This window comes from Streptomyces sp. ITFR-6 (genome assembly GCF_031844725.1).
Classification (GTDB): Bacteria; Actinomycetota; Actinomycetes; order Streptomycetales; family Streptomycetaceae; genus Streptomyces.
The window spans coordinates 6589229-6600113 of record NZ_CP134612.1 but is presented as its reverse complement, the minus strand read 5'-3'; the positions used below and the strand labels follow the sequence as shown (position 1 = coordinate 6600113).

The window sequence follows — 10885 nt, the reverse complement described above, 5'->3', positions numbered from 1 at the left end:
GGCTCGGTTCGCGGTCCCCGGCGCCCTTGCGGCACCGGATCCCTCTGACTCGCGAGTCTAGGCGGGGGGTCCGACAGCGGACCACGGGCCCACCGCCGCCCCGCTGTCCTGGCGGGGTGCGGCGGCGGGCCCGTGGGTGGTGTCGTCAGTGTCTGGCGAGCGGCTTCGAGCCGGTGGGTGCGGGACGGGGCCCGGGGTTCGCCGCGGCCGGGGCCTGCTTCGGCGCGGGGGCCGTCCTCGCCGGGCCGGGTGAGGGAGACGTGGACGAAGACGCGGCCCCGGCCGACTCCGACGACTCCACGGGCTCGACGGGCTCGACGGGCTCCTCGGGCTCCGCCGACGCCACGGGCGCCGCCGATTCCACCGGCGGCGCCTGGCCGGCCGGGGCCTTCGGCACCTGCGGCGGGGACTCCACACCCTCCGGCGCTGTCGGCTGCTGGGCCCGTTCCAGGAAGCGGAGCAGCTCCACCGGGAACGGCAGCACCAGGGTGGAGTTCTTCTCCGCTGCCACCGCCACCACGGTCTGGAGCAGTCTCAGCTGCAGGGCCGCGGGCTGGGAGGACATCTCGGCCGCCGCCTGGGACAGCTTCTTCGACGCCTGGAGCTCCGCGTCGGCGTTGATGACCCGGGCGCGCCTCTCCCGGTCCGCCTCCGCCTGACGCGCCATGGAGCGTTTCATCGTCTCCGGCAGCGAGACGTCCTTGATCTCCACCCGGTCGATCTGCACACCCCAGCCGACCGCGGGGCTGTCGATCATCTGTCCGCACATTCCGCGCACCGGTAGCCCGCCCGGCGGTCTCCCGGATGCCGGGCGGACGGCGAGCGGGCAAGGTGACCAGCGTCAGCACGTACCCCCGTGGCGTACGGGGCCGCGTGACGGAGCGCGTACGGATGAGCCGGACGAGACAGACGAGGACCTGCCATGCCCGTGATCGACAACCGACGGCGCCGCCTCGGCGCCGCAGCCGGGACCGCCCTCCTGACCCTCACCGTCGCGGGATGTTCGGGCCTCGGCCGGACCGCGGTCGGTCCGGTCACCTACACGACCGAGCGGGAGGCCGTGATCCAGGTGAACAGCCCCTCGGTACGGGGCTGCCACCCGCTGGCCCCGGCGGGCGCCAAGGAAGTGGAGAACGGCACCCTGATCGACATCATCCTGTACCGCACCCGCGACTGCACCGGGCCCGGTACGACCTATCTGGCCACCACGTTCACCGGCCAGAAGGCGCCCGACTCGCTGCCCTGGCGCAGCTTCAGCACGGTGCACTGACCCGGGCTCCCGCCGCGGGCCCCGCAGCCGGTGCGGGCCCGCGGTCCCGGCTACTCGGGCAGGGCCCGTACCCACACCCCGTCGTCGGTGAGGTAGCGGTCCACGCGCAGACCGGCCTCGGCCAGATATCCCTCGAACCGCTCCTTCGACATCGGCCGCGACAGGAACGTCTGCGTCCAGCGCGCGTCGTCGGTACTCGGCGCGCACCGAATGCACCCCGTCGCCGACCGGCTCGGAGGAGACGATGCGGACCGTGTACCCGGCCGGGTCGACCCGCTCGCGAGGCAGGCCGGTGTGGAGGTCCTTCCCCTCGCGCTGAATGAGCACCACCCCGCCGTCGCGCACATATCTCCGGCAGGTCCGCAGCAGACCGTCCCGCACCTGATGGTCGCCCGAGTGCACCAGGAACGACGCCGGCATCACCACGTCGAGCGTCTCGTCACCCAGCTCCAGGGACTCGATGGGGCTGCGCACCGTACGCGCGCCCCGCACCTGCTCCAGCATCTGCGCCGACTCGTCCACCGCGGTGACCGCGAAGCCACGCCGGAGCAGGGGGTGCGTCACCCGGCCCGCCCCGCAGCCCAGTTCCAGAATGCTCGATCCGGCGGGGACCGCCCCGGCGATCACGTCGGGTTCGTCACCGACCGGCAGCCGGGTTTACAGCTCGACCGCACAGCCGTCCGGGGTGATGGCGCCGGGCCCCGTCCCTGAACAGCCCTCACGTACCAGTCGTCCGCTCGTATCTCCCCGAACGAACCGTCCGCAGCCGCGGTTCCCCTCACACGGAGCGGCGCGCGACCAGCGCGGCGCTGAGGTACTGGAGGTCGGCGGGGCGGGCCGGGGAGAGGCCGGTCAGCCGGTCGATGCGGCGGATGCGGTAGTCGACGGTGTTGGGGTGGACGTGCAGCGCCGCCGCGGCGGCCCGGCGGTCCAGGCCGTGCCCGAGGTAGGTCTCCAGCGTGCGCAGCAGCTCCGGTTTGGCCTCCAGCGGGTGCAGCAGCCGGGCGAGTCCGTGCAGCGCCTCGCTGGGCCTGCTCAGCTGGTACTCCAGCAGCACGTCGGCCAGCCGGTACAGCCCGGCGGGCCGGCCGGTGCGGGCGACCAGGCCGACGATCTCCGCGTTACGGGCCACGGCCGCCGGGACCGCCGCCGGTTCCGCGGTCTCGGCGGCCGCGGTGACGGGCACCCCGGCCGCCGTGGTGGCCTCGGCGATCAGCTCGCGCAGCCCGCCGGGCCCGTCCCACGGCGGCGGCTCCGCGACGGGCAGCAGGACGGTGCCGCCGGAGGCGTCGAGCGCGGTCAGCGCGGGCGTGCCGGCGAACCGGTCCAGGGCCGCGCGGATACGGCGGATCTTGCGGCGGGCGGCCACCCCGGTGCCGGGTCCGGGCGCCTGGCCCGTCTCGTCGGGGTGCGGGGCGAGCGCGAGGGTCATCGTCAGATAGCCGGCCGCCGGACGCAGCCCGGTGCGCTGGGTGAGGAGCTCCAGGGACTCACCGGTCAGCAGGGCGGCCATCAGGGCGTGCCGGCCGCCGTGTTCCTGGCTGTCCAGGATCTGACGGGCCTCCAGATAGGCGCCGCTCACCGCTGAGGTCAGCTGCTGCTGGAGGACCATGATGCGGTCCATGATCTCCAGGACGGCCGGCAGATCGGCGGGGCCAGCGTCCCGGGCGGTCTCCTGCCAGCACATCGCGATGCCGACCTGGTACGCGGCGAGGATGGCGTCCAGCGGCACGCCCTCCTCCGCGCGCTGGGCCGCCGAGTCGCGCTGCTGGGCCAGTTCGGCGTCGGTGGCGGGGCGGCGGTGCTCGACGACATCGGCGAAGAGCCGCAGGTTGTGCTGGACGATGTCCGCGATGTCGCCCGCGATCTCCTCGTGGGGCAGCTCCGCGTAGACCGGCAGATCGCGGAGCAGCCGGTCGACGACGCGGCTGGTCAGGGCGGGTGCGCGGGCGCGCAGCTGGGCGGCGACCGGCCGTCCGCCGATGCACGGCGGCGGCGGTCCGCAGTCCCGCGGTCCCGCGCCCGCGCCCCTCACGACGGACCGCTCTTTGTCACGCGTCACAAAAACCCCCGCGGAAGTCTGCGTTACCCACCAGTTAAACGACGGCGTTCGAGTCTGCATGATGACCGGCGACACCCGCCATGCCCCGCCTCGCCCCCACCACCGGAGGTCGCCGTGAACTCGTCCCGGAACAAGGCATTCTGCCGGACCGTCAGAACAGCGGTCGGTGTACTCGCGCTGACCGGACTGGCCGTCGGCACCGGCGCGTCCGGCGCCTGGGCGGCCGCCGACGACACCACCTCGTACGTGGCGCTCGGGGACTCGATGGCCTCCGGGCCGCTCATCCCGGGCATCACCGGGCCGCTGGCCTGCGGACGCTCCACGCACAACTACCCGCACGAGCTGGCGGCGAGCCTGGGTGCCACGCTGACCGACGTCACCTGCAGCGGAGCGGCGTCCAAGCACATGACGGAGAAGCAGTCGCTCTCCCTGCTCGACGTCCCCATGGGCTCGGCGCCGCCCCAGTTCGACGCGCTGCGCGCGGACACCGATCTGGTGACCCTGACCATCGGCGGCAACGACACCGGCCTGGTCGGCATCGCGCAGGACTGCACCAACCTCGACCCGTCCGCCACCCCGTGCAAGGACAAGTACAACGAGGGCGGGGTGGACCAGGTGGGGCAGCGGATCGCGGAGTTCGTCCCCCGGATGGCCGCCGTACTGGACGGGATCCACCAGCGCTCGCCGCAGGCCAGGGTGATCGTCACGGGCTACGGGCTGTACATCAAGCCCGGCGGCTGCTGGCCGCTCCAGCCGGTGCTGCCGGTGGACGCCGACTTCCTCCAGGGCAGCGTCGACCGGATGAACACGGTGATCGCGCAGCAGAGCGCCGCGCACGGCGCCGAGTACATCGACCTCGCCACGCCCAGCAAGGGCCACGACTCCTGCCAGGCCCCCTCGGAGAAGTGGGTCGAGGGGTACGTGCCGACGGCCGCCGCCGCGCCCCTGCACCCGAACCGGCAGGGCGAGGCGAACTACGCCCGCGTCATCGGCGTACACCTCCAGGGGAGCTGACGCGTGCGGCAGCGGCTGCTCAACGGCCTGCTCGCGGCGGCGCTCGGCGCAGCCGCGCTGCTCGCCCCGCCCGCCCACGCGGCTCCGGCGGGCCACGCCCCAGGGGGAGGCTGCGACCCGCTGGCACCCGCCGAGTGCCTGCTGCCGTTCCCCAACGACTGGTACACCCGGCCGGACCCGGGCAGCGGCACGGGCCGCCGGGTGGCCTTCGACACCGCGGTGCTCCCCCGCCCCGCGACCGGCCTCCCGGTCGACCCGGCCGCCTGGAACCGGTCCGACGGCTTCTCCCCCGGCTCCGCCCTGATCGCCCAGGTGCCGGGGCTCGACCTGGCCGCGACCGGCGCGGCCCCGCTCACCGACATCGGCCGCTCCCTCGACCGGGACGCGCCCGTGGTCCTCCTGGACACCACGACCGGTGAGAGGTGGCCGTACTGGGCAGAGCTCGACGCCAACGCCACAGAGCCCGCCCGGCAGGCGCTGCTGATCCACCCCGCCCGCAACTTCCACGACGGCCACCACTACGCCGTGGCCCTGCGCCGCCTCAAGGACGCCACGGGCCGTACGATCCCGGCCGCCGCCCCGTTCGCCGCCGTCGCCGGCCGACGGCTCCCCGCCCACGATCCGCTGCGCGCCCGCCAGGACGGGCTCCGCCCCTCGCTCACGGCCCTGCGCCGGGCCGGGGTCACGGCCCAAGGGCTCAATCTGGCCTGGGACTTCACCGTCGCGTCCACCCGGAGCCTCAGCGGCGATCTCTTCACCATCCGCGACGACGCGTTCCGCCGGCTCGGCAACCGCCCGCCCGGCTTCACCGTCACCGGGGTCACCGACCTCACCCCCGCCCAGGACGCCCGGATCGCCCGCGAGGTCACGGGGCGGATCACCGTACCCAGCTATCTGAACCTGCCGGGCGGCCCGCCCGGTTCCGTGCTGAACCGGGGCCGGGACGGCACCCCGCGCGCCCTGCCCGGCAACAGCCAGACCGCGGAGTTCCGCTGCGAGATCCCGCGCGCGGCCTTCCGTACCCCGTCCCGCCCGTCCCTCTACGGGCACGGGCTGCTGGGCCGCCGCTCGGAGGTGGGCGCGGGCAACGTCAAGGACATGGCGGCCGAGCACGACTTCACGTTCTGCGCGACGGACTGGATCGGGATGGCGCAGGAGGACATCCCCGTCGTGCTGGGCGGACTCGCGGACCCGAGCCTCTTCCCGGCCGTCCCCGAACGCAGCGAACAGGGCATGCTGAACGCCCTGTTCCTCGGCCGCGCCCTGATCCACGCCAGGGGGCTGGGCACCGACCCCGCCTTCCGTACCGCCGGCGGCCGCCCGCTGCTCGACACCCGGCACGGCCTCGCGTACGACGGGAACAGCCAGGGCGGCATCCTCGGCGGCGCGCTCGTCGCCGCCTCGCCCGACATCCGGCGCGGGGTGCTGGGCGTCACCGCCATGAACTACGGGCTGCTCCTCAACCGGAGCGCCGACTTCGCACCGTTCCAGCAGGTACTGGACGCGTCCTACCCGGACAAGCTGCACCAGCAGCTCGTCCTCCAGCTGTTCCAGATGGTGTGGGACCGGGGCGAGACGAACGCGTACGCGAACCACCTCACCGACCACCACGAGGTACTGCTGCACATCGCCTACGGCGACCACCAGGTCGCGAACGCGGCGGCCGAGGTGGAGGCCCGCACCATCGGCGCCCGTGTCCTGTCACCGACGCTCGCCGCCGGACGGAGCCCGGACACCGTCCCGTACTGGGGCATCCGCCGGACCGGACCGGGTCAACCGCCCTACCGGGGCTCGGCCATGACCGTGTGGGACAGCGGCACCCCGACGCCGCCGCTCACCAACACCCCGCCCGTTGGGCCCGAGTACGGCCACGACCCGCACGAGGATCCCCGCAACTCGCCCGCCGCACGTCAGCAGAAGGCCACCTTCCTGACCACCGGCCGTGTCATCAATGTCTGTGGCACCACCCCGTGCACCGCCACCCCCACCTCCTGACACCTCCGCCGCCCCGGCGGGCCAGGACGCCCGCCGGGCACAGACAAGGAGCACCCATGCGCACGCACCGCATAGCCGGAGCCGCCGTCGCGGCCGCCCTCCTCGCCGGTACGGCACTGGCCCCGTCCGCGCTCGCGGCCCCGCCCGCCGCGACGGCGACGGCCACGGCGCAGTCCGCCGTACCGTTCACCTCCGCCACCGCCGCACGCACGGCCGACGGCGGCCACACCCTCGCCTGGGCCTCCCCTGCCACGTCGGTCACCGTCACCGCCGTCACCTCCCCCGACGCCACCACCGGCGTCCCCGTCGGGACCGCCCCGGGCACCGGCTCGCTGACCGTGCCCGCCGGGACACTCCCGGAGTCCGGGCGCTGGTACTTCCGGCTGGTCCCGGACGGCGGAAGCCCGCTGGTCGTCGCGGACCGCTCCCTCGGCCTGGAGTCCGCCCGCAACTTCCGCGACATCGGCGGCTACCGCACCACCGACGGGCGGTGGGTCCGCTCCGGCCTGGTCTACCGCTCCGGCAAGCTGAACAGCCTCACCGACGCCGAGCAGCAGCGGCTGGTCTCCCAGCACCTCACGCTCGATGTCGACCTGCGCAACGCCATGGAGCGCCACGACGACCCGGACCGGCTGCCGGCCGGTGTCGCCTACCAGGTCGCGGACGTCGTCTCGCTCAGCCACGGCATCCGCTTCCACGACTCGGCCCTGATGACCCTGGCCCAGGCCGTCGCCGCCGGACTCTTCTCCGGCTCGTCCGACCTGGGCCAGTCCATCGGCTACCCGTTCATGGTCAACTTCGTGGGCGGCGACTACGCGTTCCACGACCTGGTCACCGCCGTCGCCACGAACACCTCGGGTGCCACGGTGTTCCACTGCAGCGCCGGCAAGGACCGGACCGGCTGGGGCACCGCCGTCCTGCTCACCCTGCTCGGCGTCCCGCGCGCCACGGTCGAGGCGGACTTCCTCGCCAGCAACCAGTACACCGGCAACCCGGAAGCCGTCGAACTGAGCTGGCTGCGCGCCGCGTTCGACGAGGCTGACCACCTGTACGGCGACTTCGACAGCTACGTCCGCGAGGGGCTGAAGCTCGACGCGGCGACCGTGGCAGCCCTGCGCGCCAAGCTCCTGACCGACTGAGGCGCGGCCCTGATCAGCACCCCGGATAGCGGTCGCCAGGCCAGTCCACCGGGTGCTCGAACTCCAGGGACAGGTCGTCGGCCACCTCGGTGATCACCGCCCGCCCCTCGGTACGCACCAGCCAGGACGGCGGAAGGTGTACGTCGCCGTGGTGGGCGCCGAGCAGGTTTCCGCAGACGGCCCCGGTGGAGTCGCTGTCGCCCGAGTGGTTGACCGAGAGCAGCAGGGCCTCGCCCACCTGATCCGCACCCGGCAGGACCAGGGCGCAGTACACGGCGATGGCGAGCGCCTCCTCCGCCACCCAGCCCGCGCCGAGCGACTCCACCTTCTCCGCGCTCGGCGCGCCCCGGCCGGCCAGCTCGTAGGCTGCCCGGAGCGCGGCGGACGTCTCCTCGTGGCCGGGGTGGCGGGCCAGCAGCTCCATGGCCCGCAGCACCGCGCCGGGCAGCGAGTCGCCCTCCATGAGGTGGGCGACGACCGCCGCGAGCGCACCGGCCGCGTAGGCGCCGGTGAGGTGGCCGTGGGTGATCCGCGCACACCGGGCGGCCAGCCCGAAGCTCTCGTCCACGGGCCCGCCGGTCAGCCCGAAGGGGGCGGAGCGCATCACCGTGCCGCAGCCCTTGGAGTCGGTGTTGACCGGGCCGGGACTGTCGAGCGGGGCCCTCGGATCCGGGGTGTGGCCGGCCGCGAGCCCGGTCAGGCAGGCGTTGCCGGGGGCCCGCCGCGCGTACAGCCAGGGCTGCTCCCTGAGCCAGCCGGTACGGACCAGGTCTTCGCCGCCGCGAGCGGGGGGCGCGGGGTGGTTCTGGGTGTCGAGCCAGCGCAGATAGGCGTGCCTGATGACCGCGGTCTCGGCGCCGCCGATGCCCTTGGCCATGGCCCGGGAGTGGGCCCTGATCAGGCCTTCCGCGGTGAAGAGCGTCATCTGGGTGTCGTCCGTGACGCGCCCGGTGACCCCGTCCTCGTCGGCCGTCAGGCCGCGTACGCCCTGCTCACCGTGGGCGCGGCGGATACCCGCGAGCGACAGGAACTCCACCGGATTGCCCAGCGCGTCCCCTATCGCCCCGCCCAGCAGGCATCCCCGGACCCGGGCCCTCCGGACGGAACCGTTCCCCCATGCCGCACCGCTCATCGCCGGCACCCCACACTCTCTCGTCGGTCCGCCGCGTTCCGCTGTCGCGGGTCCATGCCGGCAGGAGAGGCGATGCCATGCGTACCGTTAGGTGAACCGACGACCGCGCGCAGTTCGCTGCGACTGCGGCACCGGCCGAGTCTATGGGGCCCGGCCCCGGCCGTCTTCAGCCCCATGAGGGCCTGACGACGGCCTGACGGCGTTCACGCGTCAGCCGTCGAAGCGGGCGGCCCTCAGGTACTCCGGGTTGGGGTCGAGAGCCGCCGCGAGCCTGAAGTGGCGGGTGGCCCGTTCCGGATGGCCGGCCCGCTCGAAGGTGCGGGCCAGCGCGAAGTGCGCGAAGGCGTTGTCCGGCTCGCGTTCCAGGACGAGTTCGAATTCGAGCTCGGCGGGGCGCAGTTGGGCGGCCGCGAAGAAGGCACGGGCGCGCAGCAGCCGGGCCGCGGTGTTCTCCGGGTGCGAGGCGATCACCGAGTCGAGCAGCTTCACGGCGCCCCGGGGGTCGCGCGCCGCGAGCAGCTGCTCGGCCGCGCGGAAGTCGATGACGTCGGTTTCCGGGTTCCTCTCGGGCACAGTCGCATCCTTCCCTCGGCCACCTCGGTGTGAACGTCGCTCCGGGGCCCGGTATTCCGGTCCGGGTCAGCCGGCCTCGGCCCGCCGCACCAGCTCCGACCAGACCTCGCGGACCCGAGGTGCCAGGGCCTCGACCGGTCCGTCGTTGTCGATGACCAGGTCCGCGACGGCGAGCCGTTCCTCGCGGGTGGCCTGCGCGGCCATCCGGGCCCGTGCGTCCGCCTCCGTCATCCCGCGCAGTCGCACGAGCCGGTCGAGCTGGGTCCCGGGAGCGGCGTCCACGACGACGACCAGGTCGTACAGGGGGGCGAGGCCGTTCTCCGTGAGGAGGGGGACGTCATGGACGACCACCGAGCCGGCGCCCGCGGCCCGCTCCAGCTCGGCGGAGCGGGCGCCGACCAGCGGGTGGACGATCGCGTTGAGGGCGGCCAGCCGGCCGGCGTCGGAGAAGACGATCGAGCCGAGCTTCGGCCGGTCCAGGTTGCCGTCCGGGGTGAGGACCCCGGTGCCGAACTCCTCGACGAGAGCGGCGAGCCCGGGGGTCCCGGGTTCGACGACCTCGCGGGCGATCCGGTCGGCGTCGACGAGGACGGCTCCGTGGCCGATGAGCAGCGCGGACACTTCGCTCTTGCCGGCGCCGATTCCACCGGTCAGGCCCACTTTCAGCATGGCGGCAGCCTAGCCCCCCAGTCCCTGGAAGGGACCGGCGGTCAGCTGCCGGCGGTCAGCTGTCGCCTTCCCGCTCCGCCAGGAAGCGTTCGAATTCGAGGCCGATCTCTTCGGCGGACGGCAGGTCCACCGGCTCCGCGACCAGATTGCCCCGGGTCTCGGCGCCCGCCACCGCGTCGTACTGGTGCTCAAGGCCCTCGACCAGCGAGACGAGTTCCTCGTCGCCCTGCCCGATCTGGCGGTCGATCTCCGTCTGGGTGCGGTGCGCCTCCGTGCGCAGCGCGTGGGCGACGGCCGGCAGGACCAGCCCGGTCGCGGCCGTGATCGACTCCAGCGCGGTGAGCGCGGCGTCGGGGTAGGCGGAGCGGGCGACGTAGTGCGGCACGTGGGTGGCGACACCCAGCACGTCGTGTCCGGCCTCCATCAGCCGGTACTCGACCAGGGCCTCTGCGGAACCGGGCACCTGTGCCTCGTCGAACGGGCTGCGGTGGCCGGGCATCAGGTCGGTGCGGTTGCCGTGCGGGGTGATGCCGACGGGGCGGGTGTGCGGGACGCCCATCGGGATGCCGTGGAAGTTGACCGCGAGGCGGACACCGAGCCGTTCGACGATCTGCTCGACGGCGGCGGCGAACCTCTCCCACTCCACGTCGGGCTCCGGCCCGGACAGCAGCAGGAACGGCGCCCCGGTGGCGTCCTGGACCACCCGGACGTCCAGCGTCGGGGTCTCGTACGACGTCCAGCGGTCGCGCCGGAAGGTCAGCAGGGGACGCCGCGCGCGGTAGTCGACGAGGCGGTCGTGGTCGAAGCGGGCCACCACCTGGTGCGGCAGCGATTCGAGCAGACCGTCGACGATCTGCTCGCCGGTCTCACCCGCGTCGATGTACCCCTCGAAGTGGTAGAGCATGACCAGGCCGGCCGACTCCTGGGCCAGCGCCATGTCGACGACTGCCAGGCCCTTCGGGTCCCATTCGTACAAACTCTGCGGATCAGCCACGGTTACCGCTCCTCCTTGTGTTCCTGAAGAAGAACGC

General features: G+C 73.7%; 9 protein-coding genes and 2 pseudogenes. 4 read left to right on the top strand and 7 right to left on the bottom strand.

Going from position 1 to position 10885, the window contains the following annotated elements; translation table 11 throughout:
• Nucleotides 1-145 precede the first annotated feature (145 nt).
• A pseudogene (locus RLT59_RS29980) lies at nucleotides 146-757 on the bottom strand (SPFH domain-containing protein); the annotation flags it as partial.
• 165 nt (nucleotides 758-922) lie between these two features.
• On the opposite strand from RLT59_RS29980, the gene RLT59_RS29975 reads away from it, so the two are divergent.
• Nucleotides 923-1270, top strand: coding sequence for a hypothetical protein (locus RLT59_RS29975; protein ID WP_311306292.1), 348 nt, complete (start codon nucleotides 923-925; stop codon nucleotides 1268-1270).
• 50 nt (nucleotides 1271-1320) lie between these two features.
• Here RLT59_RS29975 and RLT59_RS29970 read toward each other — a convergent pair.
• A pseudogene (locus RLT59_RS29970) lies at nucleotides 1321-1999 on the bottom strand (class I SAM-dependent methyltransferase).
• A 49-nt stretch (nucleotides 2000-2048) separates the two neighbouring features.
• Complete coding sequence (locus tag RLT59_RS29965) at nucleotides 2049-3254, bottom strand: RsbRD N-terminal domain-containing protein (protein ID WP_311307906.1); 1206 nt, start codon at nucleotides 3252-3254, stop codon at nucleotides 2049-2051.
• Between the two features lie 192 nt (nucleotides 3255-3446).
• On the opposite strand from RLT59_RS29965, the gene RLT59_RS29960 reads away from it, so the two are divergent.
• The 3 genes from RLT59_RS29960 to RLT59_RS29950 are packed head-to-tail and all read left to right on the top strand — an operon-like array spanning nucleotide 3447 to nucleotide 7480.
• Nucleotides 3447-4346 (top strand): SGNH/GDSL hydrolase family protein, encoded by a 900-nt coding sequence (locus RLT59_RS29960; protein ID WP_311306291.1) that lies wholly within the window; start codon nucleotides 3447-3449, stop codon nucleotides 4344-4346.
• A gap of 3 nt (nucleotides 4347-4349) precedes the next feature.
• Complete coding sequence (locus RLT59_RS29955) at nucleotides 4350-6341, top strand: hypothetical protein (protein ID WP_311306290.1); 1992 nt, start codon at nucleotides 4350-4352, stop codon at nucleotides 6339-6341.
• A 56-nt stretch (nucleotides 6342-6397) separates the two neighbouring features.
• Entirely contained in the window at nucleotides 6398-7480 is a 1083-nt protein-coding gene (locus RLT59_RS29950; protein ID WP_311306289.1) for a tyrosine-protein phosphatase, read from the top strand.
• Nucleotides 7481-7493: 13 nt separating this feature from the next.
• Here the strand turns inward: RLT59_RS29950 and RLT59_RS29945 are convergent, their stop codons facing one another.
• From RLT59_RS29945 to RLT59_RS29930, 4 genes are all read right to left on the bottom strand, one after another.
• Nucleotides 7494-8612 (bottom strand): ADP-ribosylglycohydrolase family protein, encoded by a 1119-nt coding sequence (locus RLT59_RS29945; protein WP_311306288.1) that lies wholly within the window; start codon nucleotides 8610-8612, stop codon nucleotides 7494-7496.
• A gap of 210 nt (nucleotides 8613-8822) precedes the next feature.
• Nucleotides 8823-9185 carry a tetratricopeptide repeat protein gene (locus RLT59_RS29940; protein ID WP_311306287.1) on the bottom strand — a complete coding sequence of 121 codons (363 nt, stop codon included), beginning with the start codon at nucleotides 9183-9185 and terminating at the stop codon, nucleotides 8823-8825.
• Nucleotides 9186-9251: 66 nt separating this feature from the next.
• On the bottom strand, nucleotides 9252-9854 hold the full coding sequence (gene coaE, locus RLT59_RS29935) for a dephospho-CoA kinase (protein WP_311306286.1): 603 nt from the start codon (nucleotides 9852-9854) through the stop codon (nucleotides 9252-9254).
• A 55-nt stretch (nucleotides 9855-9909) separates the two neighbouring features.
• The gene (locus RLT59_RS29930) at nucleotides 9910-10848 is read right to left on the bottom strand and encodes a PAC2 family protein (protein ID WP_311306285.1); all 939 of its coding nucleotides are present in this window, start codon (nucleotides 10846-10848) and stop codon (nucleotides 9910-9912) included.
• Nucleotides 10849-10885: the final 37 nt, after the last annotated feature.